Origin of the sequence: Sphingobium sp. LMC3-1-1.1 (assembly GCF_040676285.1) — a bacterium.
In the GTDB taxonomy this organism is placed as follows: domain Bacteria; phylum Pseudomonadota; class Alphaproteobacteria; order Sphingomonadales; family Sphingomonadaceae; genus Sphingobium.
The window spans coordinates 131,538-153,527 of sequence record NZ_JBEGHQ010000045.1; the positions used below are offsets into that span (position 1 = coordinate 131,538).

Sequence of the window (21,990 nt, forward strand, 5' to 3'; positions counted from 1 at the left end):
AATGAGTCATTCCGACCGCGTGCTGGCCGACGCGGAGGCCGTTCTCCGCCGCCACAGCGAGCGCGGACAGAGCCTGTCGGCGCGCGCCCGGCACCGCCGCAATGCCGCGCTGATGCGGAAGGTCAAATTTGCCTTTTGGGCGATCGTCGCTGTTCTGGTCGCCAGCGCGGTGGCGGGCTTCATCACCCCGCTCGGCACGACCGGGGTGATGATCGCGCTGGGCGTCATGATGGCGGCGGTGCTGCTGATTGCCATTGCCCCCGGCGAGAAAAAAGTGCGCGCCGAGGCGTTGGCGGATACCGCCCTCACCGCTTTGCCCCTGCAAACCGAAATCTGGCTGGAGAACCAGCGCAAGGCCCTGCCCGCACCGGCCGTTACCCTGGTCGACAGCATCGGCGTCAAGCTGGAAACCCTGGCGCCGCAACTCGAACGGCTGGGCGAACAGGATCCGGCGGCCCAGGAAATCCGGAAATTGCTGACCGATCACCTGCCCGAACTCGTCACCGGCTACCAGTCCATTCCCGAACCGCTGCGGCGGGAAGAGCGCAACGGCCGCATTCCCGAACGGCAGTTGATCGATGGATTGGGGGTGATCGATGCCGAAATTGCGCGGATGAGCGAGAATCTGGCCAGCGGCGACCTTGACAAGCTGGCGGTGCAGAACCGCTTCCTGGAACTCAAATATCAGGAAGCGAAGGAACTTGGGCAGGACTGACGTCTTCCTACGGTGATGATCCATTTGACGCTGATCATCGTTGATTTCCTGACCGGTCTGCTGGCGGCCGGAGCCTGGGCTCTGGCGAGTGCGGGCGGGGCGATCGCGGCGCTTGTCGGCGGCGGCCTGCTGGGCGCGTCGCTGTTCCGGAAATGGCGGCAAAAGGGTTGAGGGCGTAAAAGGGGTCAGGCGCCTTCGATCAGCACGGCCATGGCCGGTTCGGTCAGGGGCTGGCTGAACCGGATGCCGAAACGCTTGCCGACGACCCACATGACACGGCCGCTCGCCTGCACTCCCGCGGCCTCGACCATGATATAGGCCCCGGCCGACGGCGGCGTTTCGCAATGCGCAAGCGCGCCCGAGGAGGAAAGGTCGAGAAAATGCGCCCGCGTCTGCGTATCGCCGAGATGCAGGGCGACGGGGCTGAACATCTTGTGGCGCGGATCAAGCCGCCGCTGTCCTGCGGTGCGATTGGGATCAATCATGCCCTGCCTTGTCCCCAAGGCATCCGATCGTCAAGCGCGTGAAGAATCGCCATCCGTCCATCAGCCATGATCCGCATGGAAAGCCTCGCGGCACCATGGAGTTCAGGGTCGGAGGGCGCAAGGGACGATGGAGGAGGGTTCCGGCCGGGCGGTAACGCGCTTGAACCGCGCAAAATAGCCGCCGGCCGTGGGTTTCGGCACCAGTTCCTCCAAACGGAAACCCATGGCCGCCAGTTCGCAGGACAGGAGGCGCGGCGGCGTGCCGTGCCGGTCGGTCGGTCGGTTGGCGTCGACCACGATCAGTTCGCCGTCCGGCTTGAGCGCGGGACTGAGATTCCAGAGAAAGGCGTAGGGTTCCGCGATTTCATGGTACATGTGGACCATGAGGATGCGGTCGAAGCTGTTTGCGGGCAGTTTCGGATCTTCCGGCGCGCCCAGGCGGACGCTGACGTTGCGCCAGTTCTCACGGGTGATGCGGCGGGACAGGGCCTCGATCACTTCGGGCATGATATCCTCCGCCAGGACGCGGCCGCCATCCCCCACCCGCTTGGCGAGCCGCACGGTATAATAGCCCTCGCCTGCACCGATATCCGCCACTGTCATGCCGGGATGGATGCCGGCGCGGTTCATGATGTCTTCCGCTTCGTTCACCCGGTCGCGCGCTTCCTCGCTCGACCAGCGGGTGGACACGATCGGCGCGACCGGACGGTCGGCGCGGGGAAAGGCGCGCGCGCCCGGCGCGCGGTCGCCATTGCGGTCCGACGAAAACGGGCCGCAGCCCGCCAGCAGGAGCAAGCAGCCCGCCAGCGCCGGGGCCTTCATCAGTCGACATCCTCCACATCCACCTTCTCGCCCGTCACCTTCTGCGACAGGGCGGCCGCCATGAAGGGATCGAGAGCGCCGTCGAGCACGTCGTCGGGCGAGGTCGATGTGACGCCCGTGCGCAGATCCTTCACGAGCTGATAGGGTTGAAGCACATAGGAACGGATCTGGTGGCCCCAGCCGATCTCGGTCTTGGCCTGATATTCGCCCGAAGCGGCTTCCTCGCGCCGGCGCAGTTCCGCCTCGTAGAGGCGCGCCTTCAGCATGTTCATCGCGGTCGCGCGGTTCTTGTGCTGCGAGCGGTCATTCTGGGAGGCAACGATGATGCCAGAGGGAACGTGGGTGATGCGAACGGCGGAGTCGGTGGTGTTGACGTGCTGGCCGCCTGCGCCCGAGGCGCGGTAGGTGTCGATCTTGAGGTCGCTTTCGTTGATCTCGATATCGATATTGTCGTCGATCACCGGATAGACCCAGACCGACGAGAAGCTGGTGTGGCGCCGCGCCGAACTGTCATAGGGGCTGATGCGGACGAGGCGATGCACGCCGCTCTCCGTCTTGGCGTAGCCATAGGCATTCTCGCCCTTGAACAGGAAGGTGGCGGACTTGATGCCCGCCTGGTCGCCGGCCTGATAGTCGACCAGTTCGACCTTGTAGCCGCGGCGCTCCGCCCAGCGACGGTACATGCGGCTGAGCATTTCCGCCCAGTCCTGGCTTTCCGTCCCGCCGGCGCCGGCGTGGATTTCGAGATAGGTGTCGCTGGCGTCGGCCTCCCCCGCGAGCAGTGCCCTGATCTTGTCCTCATCGGCACGGTCGGCCAGCGCCTTGAGCGAAGCGATGGCTTCGCTCACCATATCCTCGTCGCCCTCCGCCTCTGCCATTTCGATGAGTTCGGCGGTGTCGTTCTTCTCGCTCTCGATCGCACGGGTCGCGCCGATCGCGGCCTCGAGCCGGGTGCGTTCGCGCATCACCTCCTGCGCGAGCTTCTGATTGTCCCACAGGGTCGGATCCTCGACCCGGGCGTTCAGCTCATCGAGGCGACGAAGGGCGCGATCCCAGTCAAGGAAGCGGCGCAGCAGATCCAGCGCGGCGTCAATGCGTTCAATATATTGCTGCGCTTCGGCGCGCATGGGGCATCTCCAGAATGTCGGGCGCTTGGCTTCTAGACCGGCAAACGCATCAAATGCCTGCCCCTATCCGAGGGCGGCCGATTTGGGAAGATTCAATCCTTGCCGACCTGCACGGAAGGATTGGCGGGAAATGGCCGTTTTGCGTCGAAGTTCACAGTGTATGCGCGCGCGTGCCCGGGCGCGCGTGTGCCTGGGCGGGGTTTTCATCGGACGTTTCAAAGAGGGGTGCGGGATAGAGCGGTGAAGGCGGAATAGGACAGGCTGAATGGCAGCCCGCTGGAGAAATAGGATGTTTTTTGTGGGACGCTGTTGCCGTCGGGCACCCTATTGCTCCGAGTCAGGGTCGGGAAAGGGGCACCGGGAACCCCTGTCTGCTCGCCATCCTGACCGCTATCAGTAAATCCCGCCCTGGTCCTGCAGGAAGTCGCTGTCGGTGCGCTGACGATGCTGGACCGTCGCTTCGATGCGGGCGGCGGCCTTGTCCTGGGCGGCGACCTCTTCCTTGCGGATCGATCGGCGGGGTTCGGATTCGGGCTTGAACGCTTCCCAGATCACGGCGGGCTTGGGCTCGTCGGTCGGCCAGACGCCGTAGACGCGCTTGCCCGAACGGCGGTCGATCGTGACCATGCGGATGCCGGCCGGCGCGATGAAAGGCGTCTTGGGCATGGTTTCCAGGACCGGCGTCATCGCCGCCTTCCAGATCGGCGCAGCGACGCGGCCGCCCTGCGCCCAGCCGCCCAGGCTGCGTGGCTGGTCATAGCCGATATAGACGCCCGCCACGATGTCCGGCGATCCGCCGACGAACCACACATTGGTCGGGCCGTTGGTCGTGCCGGTCTTGCCGAACAGCGGGCGCTTGAGGTCGGCCAGCACGGTAGCGGTGCCGCGCTGGATCACGCCTTCGGTGATGTGGACGACCTGATAGGCGGTCATGGGGTTCATCACCTGGCGCCCCTCGAAACCGAAGCGCGGCATGGGCTTGCCATCCCAATTGGCCATGTTGCAGCCATCGCAGGCACGCCAGCGCAATGGCCAGATCACCTTGCCGCGACGGTCCTGCACATAATCCATCAGCTTGGGGCTGAGTTGCCGCCCCTGATTGGCCAGCATGGCATAGGCGTTCACCATGCGCTCCACCGTGGTTTCGCCCGCGCCCAGGGCGAAGGAGAGATAGGGCTGGTAATCGCCGATCCCCATCGCCTTTATCGTACGCACGACGCGGTCCATGCCGGTCTGGCTGGCGGCGCGCACGGTCATCAGGTTGCGCGACTGTTCGACGCCCCAGCGCATCGTCTGCGGCCCGGCGCTGCCCCCGGAGAAGTTGCGGAAGCATTTCTGGCCGAGGCCCGCGCCCTGATAGACGCACAGCGGGCCATCGACGATGATCGAGGCCGGCGTCATGCCGTTGTCCAGCGCGGCGGCATAGACGAAGGGCTTGATGGTCGATCCCGGCTGCCGCATGGCCTGGGTGGCGCGGTTATAGGAGGAGAGGCGGTTGTCGAAGCCCCCCTGCATGGCGCGGACGCGGCCCGAATGGGTTTCCTCCACCACCATGCCGCCGGAAACTTCCGGCACGTTGCGCAGCGCCCAGCCCGATCCGTTGCGCGCCACCACGATCAGGTCGCCCGGCGCCATCGCTGCGAAGGCTGGTCCGCCTGTCTTGCGATAGGGCAGTTGGGCGGCGTCGGCAGGCAGCGTGCCGGTCGAACCGTCCGAAAAGCCGATCTGCGCCGAGGAGGAATCGCGGCTGACGATCACGGCGACGCGCCATCCCGCATAGTCGACGTCGATATAGCTCGCCGCCAGTTCCCGTTGCCAGCCGCGATCCATGTCGATCTTGGCGACCGGCCCGGACCAGCCCTTGCCCGCGTCGAAGCGCAGCAGGCCGTTGCGCAGCGCCGTCGTCGTCAGGTCCTGGATCTTCGGGTCATAGGGGCTGCGCACCCAGAGGCCCCCGGCATAGACGCTGTTGGGGCCATCCTCCGCCTTCTCCCCGAAAAGCTGGATCAGGCGGCGGCGGACCTCCTCCATATAATAGCCGCCGGCGCGCGCATCGAAGCTGGAGCCGTGCGCGGCCACGGTGCCGAGCGGCTGCGCCTGCGCCTCGTTCCGCTGCGCCCCCGTGATCCAGCCATTTTTGTACATTTCTCCCAGCGCCCAGTTGCGACGCTCCAGCGCGCGTTCGTGGCCGGTCGGACTTTCCGGGCGGTAATTGGCCGGTCCCTTGGGCAGGATCGCCAGATAGGCCATTTCGTGCAGCTTGAGGTCGGCCACATCCTTGTTGAAATAGGCGCGGGCCGCAGCCTGCACGCCATAGGCGTTGCGGCCGAGGAATATCTGGTTGAGGTAGAGTTCCAATATCTGCTGCTTCGACAGCACGCCCTCCATGCGATAGGCGAGGATCATTTCCTTCACCTTGCGCGTGGGCGAATATTCGTCGCCGATCAGCAGGTTCTTGGCCACCTGCTGCGTGATGGTGGAGCCGCCGCGGGCGCGCTGCCCCGATCCGATCTTGGTCGCATAGTCGAAAACCGCGCCGATGAAGCCGGGGATGTCGACGCCATGATGCTCGAAAAAGGTCTTGTCCTCCGCCGACAGATAGGCGCGGATAAGGAGCGGAGGATAATCGCTGTACTGGAGCTGCACGCGCCGTTCGCGGGCATAGCTGTGGACCGGCTGGCCGTTGGTGTCGCGCACTATGGTCGGCAGGGGCGGCTCATATTCCAGCAGCGTCGCCGCATCGGGCAGGCCGCGCGCGAAGATGAGCCAGAACAGCGCATAAGCGAGCAGGAGACCGCCAAGGCCGATCGCGATCCAGCGGAACCAGCGCCTGTCCCAATGGGGCTGGAGGCGCTGCCGAAAACCGCTCAGGCCACGACGCAGGCGCTGAGCAAAGGATGATGCGGCGTGTTGGGGGCGTGCCTCTTCCATGATGGTCGGGCTGTAAGGTCAAAATCGGGGAAGCGCCAGAGTGGAATGCCGGTGGCGGGATATGTCGCGTCCGCCGCGCGCCTGGCTAACCGCCCCGGTCCCTGCTCGCCGCCAGCTTGCGCGCAAAATGCACTTCGATGGCGCGTGCCACGCCCCGGGCGATGTTCGCCTGCCCTTCCCTCGACGCCAGGAAAGCCGCATCGGCGTTGTTGGAGAGATAACCGGTTTCGAACAGCACCGAAGGCGTATCGGGCGCCTTCAGCACTATCAGCGAGGCAAAGCGGTGCGCATTGCCGCGGAACGGGACATAGGGCGCCGCTTCGCGCTGGAGCAGCCGGGCGAAGGCCACCGACATGTTCATCGATTCCCGCTGCGTCAGGTCGATGAGGATCGACGAGACATCGCCCGACTGGCCGCCCAGGTTGATGCCGTTCAACACATCCGCCTTGTTCTCGCGTGCGGCGAGGCGCGATGCCTCCCGGTCGGAGGCGGTTTCGGACAGGGTATAGACGGTTGCGCCCCGCGCCTTGTCGTTATCGGCCGAATCGGCGTGGATGGAAATGAACAGGTCCGCGTTGAGCTGGCGCGCGATGCCGTAGCGCTCCTGCAGCACCAGGAAACGGTCGTCGTCGCGGGTCAGCGCGACGCGGACCCTGCCCGACTTCACCAGTTCATCGCGGATCGCCTGCGCGATGGCCAGCGTCACATCTTTCTCGCGCTCGCCAGTCTCGCGGTTGACTGCGCCAGGATCATGGCCGCCATGACCGGCATCAATCACCACCAGCGGACGCGACGCGTCGCGCGGCCCCTCCACCGGCGGAAGCGAGACGCCACGGGCCACGGGAGGGATCGGAACGGTGATGCTGTGGAGCCGCTTCGCCGGACGAGGCGCCATGTGCGCGGGCACGTCGAAGCGCAAGCCGGGCCGATCGCCATCAAGGCCATCAGCGGAAGCGGGCGCAGCCGAGAGGATCATGCTTGCGAGCGCAAGACTTTGAAGCATGCGCCGCTTGTGCACCGCGCGGCCCGGCGCCGTCCAGCGCAATTTTTACCTCGTCACTTCCCGTTCGCGACGCGGGCGGCATTGTGAGACGGGGCATTGCCGAACAGGCCGCTTAATCCAATCTTAACCATGATGGCGATAAACGGCAGGATGTATTGGGAGCAAAGTGCCGCTGGCGCGAAACAATATTTCCAGGGGCCGTTGCTCCCTGCGGTTTTGACTGCTACCCAATCATATTCCTTAGAAGGCGTGCCTTTATCGGGCGACCGTTCTTTTTTGGATATTCACGATGGCATCGGCAGGCGGATACGCCACTATCGATGCACGAACAGGTTGACGCTGCATGAGGCATGATTTCCAATCGACGCTGAACCCGATCCCGGGCGATGCGGCGTGGTTGGTGGTGTCCGGCACATGGTCCGGCCCTGCCCCGGCAGCAGACACGCAATTTTCCAAACCAAACCGGGCGATGCAGCAACTCGCGCCGCCCCCTTACTATCGCGCGGCAGCCCGGCCCAGTGCCGTCGGCCGCCAGCGCCGGAGAACAATGAATGACAATGCGTATGCTGATCGATGCGCGCCACCGGGAAGAAACCCGGGTCGCGGTCGTCAAAGGTAACCGGATCGAGGAGTTCGATTTCGAATCGGCCGAGCACAAGCAGCTCAAGGGCAATATCTACCTCGCCAAGGTCACGCGCGTAGAGCCGTCGCTGCAGGCGGCGTTCGTCGATTATGGCGGCAACCGCCACGGCTTCCTGGCCTTCAGTGAAATCCATCCCGACTATTATCAGATCCCCCGCGAGGACCGCGAAGCGCTGCTGCGCGAGGAGCGCGAGCATGCCGAGGAAGAGGCCGCGCTGCGTGCCGATTTCGACGATGACGACGATCATCCGGCCGCCGATGGGGGCCTGGAAGTGGTCGAGGCGACCCATCATCACGACGATGAGGAGCATGGTGAGGAAGCGCCCGAGAATGACAAGGGTGGCCGTGGCCGCCGCGGCAAGGGCGACGAAGCCGCCGACGAACTGCGCCGCAAGCGCATGGCGCTGCGCCGCCGCTACAAGATCCAGGACGTCATCAAGCGCCGCCAGGTGCTGCTGGTGCAGGTCGTCAAGGAGGAGCGCGGCAACAAGGGCGCGGCGCTGACCACCTATTTGTCGCTGGCGGGCCGTTACTGCGTGCTGATGCCGAACACGTCGCATGGCGGCGGGATTTCGCGCAAGATTTCCAACGCCGCCGACCGCAAGCGGTTGAAGTCGATCATCGCGGAAATGGCGCTGCCCTCGACCATGGGCTGCATCGTTCGCACCGCCGGCCTGCAGCGCACCAAGCCGGAGATCAAGCGCGACTTCGACTATCTCGCCCGGCTGTGGGACGAAATCCGCGAAAAGACGCTGAAGTCCGACGCGCCCGCGCTGATCCATAATGACAGCGACCTCATCAAGCGGGCGATCCGCGATATCTACAACAAGGATATCGAAGAGGTCATCGTCGAGGGCGAATATGGCTATAAGGCGGCCAAGGACTTCATGAAACTGCTGATGCCCAGCCATGCGCGCCGGGTGAAGCAATATGCCGATGCCGTGTCGCTGTTCCAGCGCGCCAGCGTCGAGGATCAGCTCGCGGCGATGTACAATCCCGTCGTTCAGCTCAAGTCCGGCGGCTATCTGGTCATCAACCCGACCGAGGCACTGGTGTCGATCGACATCAACTCCGGCCGTTCGACCCGCGAGCATGGCATCGAGCAGACCGCGGTCGCCACCAATCTGGAAGCCGCCCGCGAGATCGCGCGTCAGCTCCGCCTGCGCGACATGGCGGGTCTGGTCGTCATCGACTTCATCGACATGGAGATGAACTCCAACATCCGCAAGGTCGAGAAGGCGATGAAGGAGGCGCTGAAGGACGATCGCGCCCGCATCCAGGTCGGCCGTATTTCCGGCTTTGGCCTCATGGAAATGAGCCGCCAGCGGCTGCGCACCGGCGTCCTTGAAGCCTCCACGCGCCAGTGCCCGCATTGCGAGGGCACGGGGCTGGTCCGCACCGCTTCGTCGGCGGGCCTTTCCGCGCTGCGCATGCTGGAAGAGGAGGCGGCGCGTGGTCGCGGCAACCTGATCACGCTGCGCGCGAGCCAGGAAGCGGCCTTCTACGTCCTCAACAACAAGCGCCACGAGCTGGACGAGATCGAGCAGCGCTATGGCGTGCGCATCGCCATCCTGCCCGATGGCGAGGTCGAGGGCGCGCGCATGTCGGTCGAGGCCAGCGGGCCGCGTCCGGAGCGGGTGGTCGACTATACGCCGATCGTGGAGGAGGATGACGATCTCGACGTCGTCGAGGAACTGGACGAGGAAGAGATCGAAGAGGTCGAAGCCGCGCAGGAGGAACGCGCCGAGCGGGGCGAGGACCGTGAAGGCGGCCGACGCCGCCGTCGCCGCCGTCGTCGGCGCGGTGGGCAGCGCGACGAAAATCGCGCCGAATCCGAAACCCAGGGCGAGACCGGTGAAGAGGCCGACGACGCCGAAGAGGAAGGCGAGACCGAAGGGGAGGCCGAGACTGTTTCGGCTGACGCCGCCGCCGAAGCGGAAGGCGAGGGCCGTCGCCGCGGCCGTCGCGGTCGCCGGGGTGGGCGCCGTCGTCGCGAGGCCGGTGAGGACGCCGTGAGCGAAGGCTCTGTTGCCGGCGAGGAAGCGGTCGAAGCCGTCGAAGCCGAAATCGCCCAGGAGCCTGTGGCGGAAGCCGCGCCAGAGGCGGCTGCCGAGGAAGAGGCACCCAAGACCCGGCGTCGCCCCCGTGCCCGCAAGGCGAAGGAAAGCGCCGCCCCCGCCGCCGAGGCGGTCGAAGCCGCTGCGGAAACGCCCGTCGAGGCGGCACCGGAAGCACCCGTTGCTGAAGAGGCGCCGGCCAAGCCCAAGCGGACCCGTCGCAAGAAGGCTGAGCCGGTAGCGGAGGAAGCCGCAGCCGCTGAAGCTGCGCCGGAAGCGCCGGCCGCCGACGCGGCTCCGGCCAAGCCCAAGCGCACGCGGCGGAAGAAGGCCGATCCGGTGGTCGAGGAAGTCGCTGCCGCTGAGGCCGCGCCTTCGGCCGACACGCCCGCCGAGGCTGCTTCGCCCGAAACCGGCGATACGGTCACCATGGACGGAGAAGCGGACGCGACGGGCGAGGGCGACGAGGGCGGCCCGCGCCGCGGCTGGTGGCAGCGCACCTTCGGCCAATAAGCCGACACAGGATGAAAGACGCCGCTGTCTTGCCGCCCCAGGGCGGCCGGACGGCGGCGTTTTCCTTTTCGGTTGAGGATTAAACGGTGCCGGGAGAGAGAGATTGTGGCCATTCTCCACCCCAAAGCCGCTATTGGACCTGCCGCTTAATAGGCTACATAATCGCTTTCAGCACCCGTTCAGCCCGTTCAAGGCATTGACCCTCAGCGATGGAGCCCCCTTTCCCTGCCCTGCCCCGCCCAAAAATGCCGAGCCGTCATGGCATGACCATGCGCTGGCTTCGTTTCGCGGCCATTGCAGCCGCATCGATTGCCCTGTTGTCGCGTCCGGCCGCGGCGCAGCAGATCCTGCGCGACGCGGAGACCGAGGCCTTCATGGCGGACATGTCCGCGCCGCTGGTGAAGGCGGCGGGCATGGAGCCGCGCAACGTCCAGGTGCTGGTCATCAACGATCCCAATATCAACGCGTTCGTTGCGGGCGGCCAATATGTCTGGGTGCATAGCGGGCTGATCGCCGCCGCCGACAATGTGAACCAGGTGCAGGGCGTGGTCGCGCATGAACTCGGCCATATCGAGGGCGGCCATGTCATCCGTTATGGCGAGGGGATGAAGGAGGCCACCGGCATCACCCTGCTGAGCCTGGTCCTGGGTGCGGCGGCGATCGCGGCGGGCGGCGCGGAAGCGGGCATGGGTATCCTTGGCCTGGGGCAGCAGGCGGCGATGGGCAAGTTCCTGGCCTTTTCGCGGGCGCAGGAGAGCTCCGCAGACCTTGCGGGCGCGCGCTATCTCAGCAAGGCGGGGATTTCGGGCAAGGGCAGCCTGGAATTCTTCAAGAAGCTGCAGAACCAGGAATATCGGCTCGCCATTCCGCAGGACGACAGCTATGGCCGCACCCACCCGCTTTCCGGCGAGCGCATCAATGTGCTGCGGGAAGTCTATACGGTCGATCCCGCCTGGGACAAGCCGGTGGACCCGAAGCTGGAGGCCCGGTTCGAACGGATCAAGGCAAAGCTGGTGGGCTTCGTTTCGGAACCCAACCAGACCCTGCTCAAATATCCCGAAAGCGACCAGTCGATCCCGGCCCATTATGCCCGCGCCTATGCCTGGCACAAGAGCGCCTATCCGGACAAGGCGCTCAGCGAGGTCGACGCCCTGCTGGCCGCCGCGCCGCATGATCCCTATTTCCTGGAGCTTAAAGGGCAGGTGCTGCTGGAAAGCGGCAAGCCCGCCGACGCCATCCCGCCCCTGCGCGAGGCGGTGCGGCTGACCAACCAGCCGCTGATCGCCACGTTGCTGGGCCATGCGCTGATCGCTACGGAGAATGACGCCAATTTCGCGGAGGCGGAAACGGTGCTGCGCAACGCGATTGCGCGCGATCGCGAAAACCCCTTCGCCTGGTACCAGTTGGGCGTGGTCTATGAACATCGCGGCGACTTGCCGCGCGCCGCGCTGGCTACGGCGGAGCGCTATTCGATGATAGGCAATGACCAGATGGCGCTGCGCAGCGCCGACGCCGCGATGCAGGGATTGAAGCCGGGCACGGTTGACTATCTGCGGGCGCAGGATATCGCCATGGTTTCCCGCGCAGCCGTCGAACAGAAGCGAAAGAAACGATGACAGACCAGAGCCGGCCCAGCTTTCGCGCGGCGCTTTCCAACAGGACCATCATGATGACCCTTGGCGTTTTCGCCTTCATCGCCGCCACCGCGACGGGCGCGGCGCTCGGCACCCAGAGCACGGGCCGCGTCGATGCCGGTGACAAGGCCGCGATCGAACAGATCGTGCATGACTATATCATGGAACATCCAGAGATCATTCCGCAGGCGGTCGAGAAGCTGCAGGCGAAGCGGATGTCGGGCATGATCGACGCCAGCCGCAAGACGATCGAAACCCCCTATGCCGGCGCGTGGGAGGGTGCCGCCGATGGCGATGTGACCGTGGTCGAGTTTTTCGACTATGCCTGCGGTTACTGCCGGGCGTCGCTGCCCGATCTCGCCAGGCTGGTGGGCGAGGACAAGAGGGTGAAGATCGTCTATCGCGAACTGCCGATCCTGTCCGACGAGAGTATCGACGCGGCGAAGGTGTCGCTGCTGGCGGCAGAGAAGAACCAGTATATGCCCTTCCATCGCGCGCTCTATGCCGCGGGCAAGGTGACGCGCGAGACGATCATGGCGGCCGCGGCAAAGGTCGGGATTGACGCGAAGGCGGCGCAGGGGGCGATAACGGGGGGCCGATATGATGCGGAGATCCAGTCCAATATCGGACTTGCGCAGAAGCTGCAGGCGAGCGGCACGCCCACCTTCGTGATCGGGGGCCAGGTGCTGAACGGCGCCGTGGGCTATGATGCGCTGAAGGCTGCGGTGACGACTGCGCGGGAGAAATAGTCGCTGGATTTCGGCTGGATTCGGGAATGCGCCGGGTCAGCCGATTCTCCTGCTCCATGCAAAGCGAAAAGCGCGCTGCCTCTCTCCTCCGCCATTGACTCGCCGGTCCCTTTTGCCTATCGGACGCCCCCTGACATGCGGCCGCCCACCAGCGGCCCTTTTTTGTCACGCCCGATTCTTTTAGTTTTTGAGGAATGAACGATGAAGCGCACCTATCAGCCGAGCAATCTGGTTCGGAAGCGCCGTCACGGTTTCCGCGCTCGCATGGCGACCCCCGGCGGCCGCAACGTGCTGCGCGCTCGTCGTGCCCGCGGCCGCAAGAGCCTGAGCGCCTGAACGACGCGCCGCTTGATCGCGCGCCTGCCGTCATGGGCAAGCGCGCCGATTTTCTGGCGGCGAATCGCGGACGGCGTGCGCCCATGCCGGGCTTTGTCCTGCTGGTGCGCGAACGTGGCGACGGCGATCCGGCGATGCGTTACGGCATCACGGTCACGAAAAAGATTGGCGGCGCTGTCATCCGCAACCGGATGAAGCGCCGCTTTCGCGTTCTGGCGCGCGAACTGCTGCCAGCGCTTGGCATGGCCGGGGCGGATCATGTGCTGATCGGGCGCGCCGAAGGTATAGAGCGCGACTTCGCCCTGCTTCGACAGGAGCTGGAAAAGGCGCTGGGCAAGGTGATGTCGCGGCCGGTGGGTGAGGCGCATCGTCCCTCCCGCCGGAAAACTCCACGGCCCGCTCCCGGAAGCGACGGGGCACCGAAGCAAGAACATCGACGGGAAAAGCCGTGATCGGGGGCCTTCTCATCCTGGTCGCGCGCTTCTGGCAATGGGGTCCGTCGCGCATCTTGCCGCCTTCCTGCCGCTATGCGCCCTCCTGTTCCGAATATGCGATTCAGGCGATCGGCAAATATGGTGCGGTGAAGGGTAGCTGGCTGGCCACGAAGCGGCTAATGCGATGCCACCCATGGGGCGGTTCGGGATACGATCCCGTCCCCTGACAGTGAATTTTTGAGACACGGCGGAGCCGACAAGCGTGGACGACAAGAAGAATATCATCCTGGCGGTGCTGCTGACCGCGGCGATCCTGTTCGGCTGGCCCTATGTCGCCAAACATTTCTTCCCTGCCGCCAATCCGCCGGCCACCAGGATAGAGGGCGGCAAGACCACGCCGCTCACCCCGTCCGGCACGGCCCCCGCAGCAGAGGGCGCCGCGGCGGTCCGTGATCTGGCCCTGGTGCTGAAGGACAGTCCGCGCGTGCCCATCCGCACGCCCAAGATCACCGGATCGATCAACCTTAAAGGCGCGCGCATCGATGATATCGTGCTGCCGACCTACAAGGAAACGATCGCGAAGGATTCGCCCGCGATCCGCCTCTACAGCCCCAGCGGCACCAAGGATGCCTATTTTGCGGGCTTTGGCTGGCAGGGCGAAGGGGTGAAGACGCCGGACGGCAGTACGGTGTGGACCACGACGGCCAAGGAACTGACGCCGACCAGCCCCGTCACGCTGACGTGGAGCAACGGCGTCGGGCAGACCTTCGAAATCCGCTACTCCATCGACGAAAATTACATGATCACCGCGCAGCAGAAGGTGTCGAACAGCGGCGCCGGGGCGGTGGGGGTCAAAAGCTATGGCTATGTCAGCCGGGCGCATCCTTCGGCCGATCCCGACACCTGGACGATCCATGTCGGGCCGATGGGCGTCTTCAACGGCGCGGCCAATTATGACGTGAATTACAAGGATCTGGCCAAGGGTCCGGCGGTGCAGAGCTTCCAGTCGACGGGCGGCTGGATCGGCTTTACCGACAAATATTGGCTTTCCGCGCTGGTGCCGGACCAGAAGGCCGCCTTCACGGGCCAGATGCGCAAGGGCGACGGCACGCAATATCAGACCGACGCCGCCTTGGCGCCCGTCATGGTCGCGCCGGGCAAGGCAATGACGCAGACCAACCGGCTGTTCGTCGGCGCCAAGGAAGTGAAGACGCTCCAGGCCTATGAACGGGCGGGCATTCCGCTGTTCGACCGGGCGATCGACTGGGGCTGGTTCTACTGGTTCGAACAGCCGATCTTCGCGCTGCTGCACTGGCTGTTCACGGTGATCGGCAATTTCGGCGTGGCGATCATCTGCCTGACATTCGTGGTGCGCGGCCTGATGTTCCCTGTCGCCCAGCGCCAGTTCGCCAGCATGGCAGCGATGCGCGCGGTGCAGCCGAAGATGAAGGCGCTGCAGGAGAAGTACAAGGAGGACAAGCCCAAGCTGCAGCAGGAGATGATGGAGCTCTACAAGCGCGAGAAGGTGAACCCGCTCGCCGGCTGTCTGCCGATCTTCATCCAGATCCCGATCTTCTTCGCACTCTACAAGGTGTTGCAACTCACCATCGAAATGCGCCACCAGCCCTTCGTGCTGTGGATCAAGGATCTTTCCGCGCCCGACCCGCTGCATATCGTCAACCTGTTCGGTCTGTTGCCCTTCACCCCGCCGGCCTTCCTGGGCATCGGTGTGCTGGCGCTGCTGCTCGGCATCAGCATGTATTTCCAGTTCAAGCTGAACCCGGCACAGATGGACCCGATGCAACAGCAGGTGTTCGCGATCATGCCGTGGATGATGATGTTCATCATGGCGCCCTTCGCAGCGGGCCTGCTGGTCTACTGGATTACCAACAACTGCCTGTCGATGTTGCAGCAATGGTGGCTTTACAAGCGTCACCCGCAACTCAGCGCGGCGACCGCGAAATAAGGCCGGCGATTTGAGCGAACAGGAACAGCCTGAGTTGATCGAGGAAGCGCGCAAGGTCTTTGCAGGCCCCATCGCCTTCCTCAAATCCGCGCCGGACCTCAAATTCCTGCCCGACATGGCGGTGAATGAGGTGGCATTTGCGGGCCGGTCCAATGTCGGCAAGTCATCGCTGCTGAACGCGCTGACGAACCGCAACGGTCTTGCGCGCACGTCCAACACGCCGGGGCGGACGCAGGAGCTGAACTTCTTCGACGTCGGCGACCCGCTGCGCTTCCGGCTGGTCGACATGCCGGGCTATGGCTATGCCAAGGCGCCCAAGGACATGGTGCGCAAATGGCGTTTCCTGGTGAACGACTATCTGCGGGGTCGCGCGAAGCTGAAACGGACGCTGGTGCTGATCGACAGCCGCCACGGGATCAAGGATGTCGACACCGATATCCTCGACATGCTGGACGCTGCGGCGGTCAGCTATCGCATCGTCCTGACCAAGGCCGACAAGGTGAAGGCCAGCCATCTGGCGGAAGTGAAGCAGGCCGTGTCCGAGGCGATCCGCAAACGGCCAGCCGCGCATCCGGACATCATCGCGACGTCGAGCGAAAAGGGCATGGGCTTGCCCGAATTGCGCGCGGCCGTGCTGGAAAGCGTGACGCAGGGGTAAGAACGGGCCCATGGTGAAGATCACCTGCCTCTGCGGCCAGATCAGCCTGACGATCGAGAAGCGTCCGGAGTTCATCAACGCCTGCAACTGCACGCTGTGCCGCAAGTCCGGTGCGCATTGGGCCTATCTTCACCCTGACGAGGTGCAGGTGGAGGGTGTCACGCACAGCTATTGCCGCGAGGACAAGGACGATCCGGCAGCGGAAATCCAGTTTTGCGGGCGATGCGGATCGACCACCCATTTCACCCTGTCCGCCAGCGCGGTTTCCCGGTTCGGCAACAGCATGATGGGCGTCAATATGCGCCTGGCCGACGAACGTGACATTGCCGGCATCGAACTGCGCTATCCCGACGGGCGGTCCTGGTCGGGGACGGGCGATTTCGGCTATGTGCGGGCACCACGGATCATTGGCCAGGACGCAGGTTCCGACTGATCCAAAGGGCTTCCGCGCTGAAGCTGCAGCTCGTCAGAAAAGGCTGTACTGTCCGCTCCCCTTCAAAGTCCAGGTGGCAAGGGTTTCATGGTGGGTGCGCCCGACATGGCTGCATATCAGCATGAAGCGGTCGACATGCCAGCCAAAGCCCTCCACCCGACGCTGTTCCGGTGGACCGTCGCGGTAGAAGAGCGTCTGGTGCGGGCTGAAGCTCCAGCCGGGGCGCAGCATCACCCCTGCCCCCTTCATCCCTGCCGCGATCTGTTTCTGCAGCGCGTCGAGCAACGGGACATGACGGGATGGACGCAAGGCGCCGGACCGGCCGCCGATGCTGAGCCTGTCCAGGCGCAGGTCGAACGGCTCCGCCATCACGCCCGTCCCGGCGCGCATCAGCGCCTTGATCACGGCATAGGGATAATCGACATGATCGCAGGTGATCGCCAGCGTCACATGCTGATGATCCACGGCGACCCGCCGGGCTTCCCCAGCGATGCTTTCGGCGAAATGATCCGTCTGGCGGGCGATCAGCGCTGTCGGCTTCAGCGCGAAGAACAGGCGGAACAGGGTCTGGGTGGGGCGGCTTTCCATGCAATCTGCTCCATGCGACTCGGTGGCGTATGTTCATGATATGTTCTTTTCATGCCGAAGGCGAATCCGCTGAAGCCGCGCCTGTCCGCGCCGCCGGATCATCACACGCGCGGCAGGCGGGCGGAGCGGCAGGCTGGCCTCCCGACAAGATGCCGACCTCCGACAACATGATTGTCTTTGAGGGCTGTGGCCCTACTGTGCGGATTTCCAACGAACAGGCAATCAGAGAGCGATGACCCGGCACATACCCTGGATAGTGATGGCGATGGTCGGCGCGGCGTCGCTGTCCGTGGTGGCGGTATCACGCGGTGAAGCGGTCAACGCCTTGTGGATCGTGGTGGCGGCCGCCTGCAGTTTCCTCGTCGCCTACCGCTATTATGCGCTGTATATCGCGCAGAACGTGATGCGGCTGGACCCGTCACGGCCCACGCCGGCGATCCGTCGCGCCGATGGGCTGGACTATGTCGCGACGGACCGGACGGTGCTGTTCGGTCATCATTTCGCCGCCATCGCGGGCGCGGGGCCTCTGGTGGGACCCGTGCTGGCGGCGCAGATGGGCTATCTCCCCGGCACGCTCTGGATCATCGCGGGCGTGGTGTTGGCGGGCGCGGTGCAGGACTTCATGGTCCTCTTCATCTCCATGCGCCGCGACGGGAAGTCGCTGGGCGAGCTGATCCGCATGGAAATGGGCCAGGTGGCGGGCACCATCGCCCTGTTCGGCGCCTTCATGATCATGGTCATCATCCTGGCCGTGCTGGCGCTGATCGTGGTGAAGGCGCTGGCGGAAAGCCCCTGGGGCATGTTCACCGTCGCCGCGACAGTGCCGCTGGCGATGGCGATGGGCGCCTATACGCGCTGGATCAGGCCCGGCCGCATCGGGGAAGTGTCGCTGATGGGGCTGGTCGGGCTGCTGGCCGCCATCGTCTATGGGCAGAGCATCGCCGCTTCGCCGGTCTGGGGTCCGGTCTTCACCTTCACGCCGGTGCAGCTTTGCTGGATATTGATCGGCTATGGTGCGGTGGCTTCGGTGCTGCCGGTGTGGCTGTTGCTGGCGCCGCGCGATTATCTGTCGACCTTCCTCAAGATCGGCGCGATAGCCGCGCTGGCGATCGGCATCGTCATCATGGCGCCGCCCCTCAAAATGCATGCCGTAACCGCGTTCGTCAGCGGCAACGGGCCGGTCTGGTCGGGCGGTCTGTTCCCCTTCCTGTTCATCACCATCGCCTGCGGGGCGGTATCGGGCTTCCACGCCCTCATCTCCAGCGGCACCACGCCCAAGCTGATCGCGAGCGAAGCCGATGCGCCGATGATCGGTTATGGCGCGATGCTGATGGAGGCGTTCGTCGCCATCATGGCGCTGGTGGGCGCGTCGATCCTCGATCCGGGCATCTATTTCACGATGAACAGCCCGGCGGCGGTCATCGGCAAGGATGCGGCGAGCGCCGCGGCGGCGGTGACGGCCATGGGTTTCCCCATCTCGCCCGAACTGATCCTGCAGACCGCGAAGGATGTGGGCGAGCACAGCATCATCTCCCGCGCGGGCGGGGCGCCGACGCTGGCGGTGGCGATGGCGGAGATCTTCTCCCATGTCGTGGGCGGGCCGGCGATGAAGGCCTTCTGGTATCATTTCGCGATCTTGTTCGAGGCGCTGTTCATCCTGACCGCCGTCGATGCGGGGACGCGCGCCGGACGCTTCATGCTGCAGGACCTGATCGCGCTGGTGGTGCCGGGCTTCAAGGACAGCAGGAGCATGGTGCCGGGGATCGTCGCGACGGCGCTGACCGTCGCCGCCTGGGGCTTCTTCCTCCATCAGGGGGTGACCGATCCGCTGGGCGGGGTGAACACGCTCTGGCCGGTGTTCGGCATTTCCAACCAGATGCTGGCGGCCATCGCGCTGATGCTGGGGACGGCGGTGCTGTTCCGGATGAAGCGGGACCGCTACGCCTGGGTGACGCTGGTGCCGACGGCCTGGTTGCTGGTCTGCACCCTGTCGGCCGGTGTACTGAAGCTGTTTTCCGCTGATGCGAAGGTCGGTTTCCTGGCGCATGCGGCCAGATTCAGCGGCGCGGCCGGCCGGGGCGAAGTGCTGGCGCCGGCCAAGTCGATGGCGGAGATGCGGCAGATCATCTTCAACGACCGGATCGACGCGGCGCTGGTCGCGATCTTCCTGTTCGTGGTGCTGGCGGTGCTGGTCTTCACCATTCGCACCTGTCTCGCGGCGCGGAAGGTGGCGGGGTCCACAGCGCGGGAAATCCCGGCGCAACTGGTGCCGGCGGAATGAGCCTCTTCCTCCACCGGCTGCGTCAGATGGCGCGCATGATGGTCGGGGTGCCCGATTATGACGCCTATTTGCGGCATATGCGCGCGCATCATCCCGATCGGACGCCGATGAACCGCACCGCCTTTTTCCGGGAGCGGCAGGAGGCGCGCTATGGCGGCAAAAACGGGGGGAAGTGCTGCTAGGACGGATCGCTGGCCCAGAAATCGTGGAAAACAAGGGATCCAGAGCGGCGATCCGATTGGGCAGGATCGGATCAGCGCCTGGCGTTGAAGCCGGCGACCATGCCGGCCGCGATGGAAAGGGCGATTTCGGCCGCGCCTATCGCGCCAATGTCGAGGCCGGCGGGACCGTCTATCCGCGCCAGCTCTTCTGCAGCGAAACCCAGTGCGGCCAGCCGCTCCAACCGCGCGGCATGGCTTTTGCGCGATCCGAGGGCAGCGATATAGCCGGTGGGCGCCCGCAGGGCGGCGACCAGAGCCGGGTCGTCAATCTTTATGTCGTGGCTGAGCGTCACGATTGCGGTGGATTCGCCGGGAAAGCGGGCCGCGACCGCTTCGTCCGGCCAGCGGTCGTCCAGTTCGACTCCGGGGAAGCGCTCCGACGTCAGGAAGCGGCCCCGCGGATCGATGATCACCGGCGTGACGCCGATCGCCTGCGCCAGCGCGCTGAGCGACTGGGCGATCTGAACCGCGCCCACGATGAATATGCGGCGCGGGGGATCGTAGCGGTTGTGAAACTGCCCCTCTACCACTCCTTCGCGGGTCAGGCCGGTCGCCAGATCGGTCGACAAGGTGAGCGCCCTGCCCTGCCCGCTCTCCGCCGCGATCCGATCCAGCAATGCGGGGTCGAAGCCGTCCGGGCCAAGCGGCTGGACCAGCACGCTGATTTCCCCGCCACAGGGCAGGCCGACCGCCCAGGCGTCGCCATCCGCCACGCCATAGCTCTCCAAATGCGCCGGTCGGCCCGCAATCACCTCCGCGGCGCGCTGGAGCACGTCGGCCTCGACGCATCCGCCGGAGATGCTGCCTTCGAACCGGCCATCCTCATGCACTATCATATGGCTGCCGCGCGGCCGGGGTGCGGAGCCCCAGGTCGATACAACCGTCGCCAGCCCCAGCCGGGCGCCGCGCCATTCCATGGCCTTGCGGATGACCGCGCCATTGTCGTTCAAAAGCCTGCCTCCTAACCAGTCGCCTAAACCAATCGTCTGCCGGTCCATACCACCCGACCGACGATCATCACCAGCGCCGGATCGATGTCGATCCAGTCGGGATAATGGGGGTTGTCGCTGAGCACGGAGAAAAAGCCCCGGCGGGGCCCCAGGGCCACCCGCTTCACCATCAGCACCCCGTCAAGCCGCAGCACATAGACGCCATCGCGCAATCGACCTGCATCATCGTCATGATTGACCATGATCTCATCGCCGTCGCTGAGCGTCGGCGCCATGGATTCGCCGTCGACGCGGATGATGGATATTTTTTTCGGCCGGACACCCAGATGGCGGAGCCAGTTGGCGTCGAAGGCCATCAGGCCGGCCGCCCGCTCATCCTCGTCCAGCGATCCCGGCCCGGCCGAAGCACCCAGCGACAGACGCGGCACGCTGACCACCGAAGGCAGGGAGCGAAGCTTGGCCGGCGATGTTCCAAGCGGGGCCGATCCGCCCAGCATCTCATCCGCCACGCCGAAATAGCGGGCCAACAGGCGCCTGTCCTCCTCATCCAGCTTTCGCGGCGTGCCCCGTTTGATGAACTGCTGAATATAGGCGGGATTGCGGTTCAGCAGGCGCGAGATGTCGGAATAGCTCTCCCCCCGCTCGGCAATCAGCCGTTCCAGCACGATTCGCGGATCTTCCTGATGCCCTGTCATGCTTTCCTTCTACATCTAGGATTTTTCCTAGACAAGTAGGAAATAGGGTAAGAGATAGGAATAAACCTGCGGATCGCATCGGGCGAGTCGCTAAAGCAAAGGAGTAATAGGGGAATGCTGCTTCGTGCCGTCGAGAAGTTCCTGCGGGAGAACGGCGTCCCGGCCACCAGGTTCGGCCGCGAGAGCGTTCGCGATCCGCGGCTGGTCTTCGACCTGCGCAAGGGTCGCGAGCCGGGGGACAGAATGAGGAGACGTGTGGAACATTTCATGAACAACTATCGCAGGAGCGCGGGGCAATGACAAGCATGGACATCCGGAAAAGCGCCATCGATCGCGTGCGGGACGGCATGCCGACCATGAGCGCGCGCGATCCCCTGCCCCGTCTGATGACGCAGCTGATCGAGCGGGCGGGAGGAACGGTCCTGGTGGAGCGCGCCGCCAGCCGTCCATGGGCCAGCGCGCTGTTCCAGGGGCGGCGCCACATCATCGCGCTGACCCTGGCCGGGCCTGACGCGGCAGAGCGGAGTGCGGCCTTTGCCGAGGGAATCGAGGAGGCGGAGTGGATGCTGTCCGGCCACTTCGTCGCGGACATCCGCATCGACAGCCGTCATCCGGCGCCGGATGGCGAGCGGATGGAATTGTCGGCGCTCACCATAGAAGATTGGTGAGCGTCATCAGGGCGATGGCCAGGCGATCGCAACCGATCGCTGGTCAGCAAATCGAGGAAAACAAGGGATCTGGAGCGAGGGG

The 21,990-nt window shown here is 65.0% G+C and carries 23 protein-coding genes; 15 read left to right on the forward strand and 8 right to left on the reverse strand.

The annotated features are described in order from the left end of the window. Nucleotide 1: 1 nt before the first annotated feature. Both MRBLMC3_RS18130 and MRBLMC3_RS18135 read left to right on the forward strand, forming a co-directional pair. Nucleotides 2-715 (forward strand): hypothetical protein, encoded by a 714-nt coding sequence (locus tag MRBLMC3_RS18130; protein WP_363831056.1) that lies wholly within the window; start codon nt 2-4, stop codon nt 713-715. A 12-nt stretch (nt 716-727) separates the two neighbouring features. After that, nucleotides 728-886, forward strand: a complete 159-nt coding sequence (locus MRBLMC3_RS18135; RefSeq protein WP_167706561.1) for a hypothetical protein — start codon at nt 728-730, stop codon at nt 884-886. A gap of 14 nt (nt 887-900) precedes the next feature. On the opposite strand, the gene MRBLMC3_RS18140 is transcribed toward MRBLMC3_RS18135, so the two are convergent. From MRBLMC3_RS18140 to MRBLMC3_RS18160, 5 genes are all read right to left on the reverse strand, one after another. After that, entirely contained in the window at nt 901-1,200 is a 300-nt protein-coding gene (locus MRBLMC3_RS18140; protein WP_363753091.1) for a PilZ domain-containing protein, read from the reverse strand. A 102-nt stretch (nt 1,201-1,302) separates the two neighbouring features. Next, complete coding sequence (locus tag MRBLMC3_RS18145; RefSeq protein ID WP_363739330.1) at nt 1,303-2,022, reverse strand: class I SAM-dependent methyltransferase; 720 nt, start codon at nt 2,020-2,022, stop codon at nt 1,303-1,305. Beyond that, entirely contained in the window at nt 2,022-3,149 is a 1,128-nt protein-coding gene (gene prfB / locus MRBLMC3_RS18150; RefSeq protein ID WP_363831059.1) for a peptide chain release factor 2, read from the reverse strand. Before prfB ends, MRBLMC3_RS18145 begins: the two co-directional genes overlap by 1 nt. A gap of 393 nt (nt 3,150-3,542) precedes the next feature. Beyond that, nucleotides 3,543-6,080 carry a penicillin-binding protein 1A gene (locus MRBLMC3_RS18155; protein WP_363739327.1) on the reverse strand — a complete coding sequence of 846 codons (2,538 nt, stop codon included), beginning with the start codon at nt 6,078-6,080 and terminating at the stop codon, nt 3,543-3,545. Nucleotides 6,081-6,165: 85 nt separating this feature from the next. Next, the gene (locus MRBLMC3_RS18160; RefSeq protein WP_414714663.1) at nt 6,166-7,125 is read right to left on the reverse strand and encodes an N-acetylmuramoyl-L-alanine amidase family protein; all 960 of its coding nucleotides are present in this window, start codon (nt 7,123-7,125) and stop codon (nt 6,166-6,168) included. A 509-nt stretch (nt 7,126-7,634) separates the two neighbouring features. On the opposite strand from MRBLMC3_RS18160, the gene MRBLMC3_RS18165 reads away from it, so the two are divergent. The 9 genes from MRBLMC3_RS18165 to MRBLMC3_RS18205 all read left to right on the forward strand — a co-directional run bounded on the left by MRBLMC3_RS18165 (nt 7,635) and on the right by MRBLMC3_RS18205 (nt 16,505). Then, nucleotides 7,635-10,295: an Rne/Rng family ribonuclease gene (locus tag MRBLMC3_RS18165; protein WP_363831065.1), complete on the forward strand. Its 2,661-nt coding sequence runs from the start codon at nt 7,635-7,637 to the stop codon at nt 10,293-10,295. A gap of 263 nt (nt 10,296-10,558) precedes the next feature. Then, nucleotides 10,559-11,911, forward strand: coding sequence for a M48 family metalloprotease (locus MRBLMC3_RS18170; RefSeq protein WP_363831068.1), 1,353 nt, complete (start codon nt 10,559-10,561; stop codon nt 11,909-11,911). Then, a complete protein-coding gene (locus tag MRBLMC3_RS18175) occupies nt 11,908-12,678 on the forward strand; it encodes a DsbA family protein (RefSeq protein WP_363739319.1) in 771 nt (256 codons plus the stop codon). Before MRBLMC3_RS18170 ends, MRBLMC3_RS18175 begins: the two co-directional genes overlap by 4 nt. Nucleotides 12,679-12,879: 201 nt before the next feature. Continuing rightward, on the forward strand, nt 12,880-13,014 hold the full coding sequence (gene rpmH, locus MRBLMC3_RS18180) for a 50S ribosomal protein L34 (RefSeq protein ID WP_007683189.1): 135 nt from the start codon (nt 12,880-12,882) through the stop codon (nt 13,012-13,014). Between the two features lie 32 nt (nt 13,015-13,046). After that, nucleotides 13,047-13,466: a ribonuclease P protein component gene (rnpA, locus tag MRBLMC3_RS18185; RefSeq protein ID WP_363739317.1), complete on the forward strand. Its 420-nt coding sequence runs from the start codon at nt 13,047-13,049 to the stop codon at nt 13,464-13,466. Further along, a complete protein-coding gene (gene yidD, locus MRBLMC3_RS18190; RefSeq protein ID WP_133653450.1) occupies nt 13,463-13,675 on the forward strand; it encodes a membrane protein insertion efficiency factor YidD in 213 nt (70 codons plus the stop codon). Before rnpA ends, yidD begins: the two co-directional genes overlap by 4 nt. 35 nt (nt 13,676-13,710) lie before the next feature. Continuing rightward, on the forward strand, nt 13,711-15,414 hold the full coding sequence (yidC, locus tag MRBLMC3_RS18195) for a membrane protein insertase YidC (protein WP_363831071.1): 1,704 nt from the start codon (nt 13,711-13,713) through the stop codon (nt 15,412-15,414). Nucleotides 15,415-15,424: 10 nt separating this feature from the next. Beyond that, nucleotides 15,425-16,072 carry a ribosome biogenesis GTP-binding protein YihA/YsxC gene (gene yihA, locus MRBLMC3_RS18200; protein ID WP_363831073.1) on the forward strand — a complete coding sequence of 216 codons (648 nt, stop codon included), beginning with the start codon at nt 15,425-15,427 and terminating at the stop codon, nt 16,070-16,072. Between the two features lie 10 nt (nt 16,073-16,082). Beyond that, a complete protein-coding gene (locus MRBLMC3_RS18205; protein WP_363739310.1) occupies nt 16,083-16,505 on the forward strand; it encodes a GFA family protein in 423 nt (140 codons plus the stop codon). 33 nt (nt 16,506-16,538) lie between these two features. Here MRBLMC3_RS18205 and MRBLMC3_RS18210 read toward each other — a convergent pair whose 3' ends face one another. Then, entirely contained in the window at nt 16,539-17,093 is a 555-nt protein-coding gene (locus tag MRBLMC3_RS18210) for a 2'-5' RNA ligase family protein (RefSeq protein ID WP_363739308.1), read from the reverse strand. A gap of 232 nt (nt 17,094-17,325) precedes the next feature. On the opposite strand from MRBLMC3_RS18210, the gene MRBLMC3_RS18215 reads away from it, so the two are divergent. Both MRBLMC3_RS18215 and MRBLMC3_RS18220 read left to right on the forward strand, forming a co-directional pair. After that, nucleotides 17,326-19,374 (forward strand): carbon starvation CstA family protein, encoded by a 2,049-nt coding sequence (locus MRBLMC3_RS18215; protein ID WP_363831076.1) that lies wholly within the window; start codon nt 17,326-17,328, stop codon nt 19,372-19,374. Then, on the forward strand, nt 19,371-19,556 hold the full coding sequence (locus MRBLMC3_RS18220) for a YbdD/YjiX family protein (protein ID WP_363831079.1): 186 nt from the start codon (nt 19,371-19,373) through the stop codon (nt 19,554-19,556). The genes MRBLMC3_RS18215 and MRBLMC3_RS18220 overlap by 4 nt, the downstream gene beginning before the upstream one ends. Before the next feature lie 71 nt (nt 19,557-19,627). On the opposite strand, the gene MRBLMC3_RS18225 is transcribed toward MRBLMC3_RS18220, so the two are convergent. Both MRBLMC3_RS18225 and MRBLMC3_RS18230 read right to left on the reverse strand, forming a co-directional pair. Beyond that, entirely contained in the window at nt 19,628-20,545 is a 918-nt protein-coding gene (locus MRBLMC3_RS18225) for an XdhC family protein (protein ID WP_363738938.1), read from the reverse strand. Nucleotides 20,546-20,568: 23 nt separating this feature from the next. Beyond that, nucleotides 20,569-21,240, reverse strand: coding sequence for a S24 family peptidase (locus MRBLMC3_RS18230; protein WP_363831082.1), 672 nt, complete (start codon nt 21,238-21,240; stop codon nt 20,569-20,571). Nucleotides 21,241-21,354: 114 nt separating this feature from the next. Between MRBLMC3_RS18230 and MRBLMC3_RS18235 the strand changes: the two genes are divergently transcribed. Together MRBLMC3_RS18235 and MRBLMC3_RS18240 are read left to right on the forward strand one after the other, a co-directional pair. Then, nucleotides 21,355-21,540, forward strand: a complete 186-nt coding sequence (locus tag MRBLMC3_RS18235) for a hypothetical protein (RefSeq protein WP_133653459.1) — start codon at nt 21,355-21,357, stop codon at nt 21,538-21,540. 5 nt (nt 21,541-21,545) lie between these two features. Next, nucleotides 21,546-21,908 (forward strand): hypothetical protein, encoded by a 363-nt coding sequence (locus tag MRBLMC3_RS18240; protein WP_363831238.1) that lies wholly within the window; start codon nt 21,546-21,548, stop codon nt 21,906-21,908. The last annotated feature ends 82 nt before the right edge of the window (nt 21,909-21,990 follow it).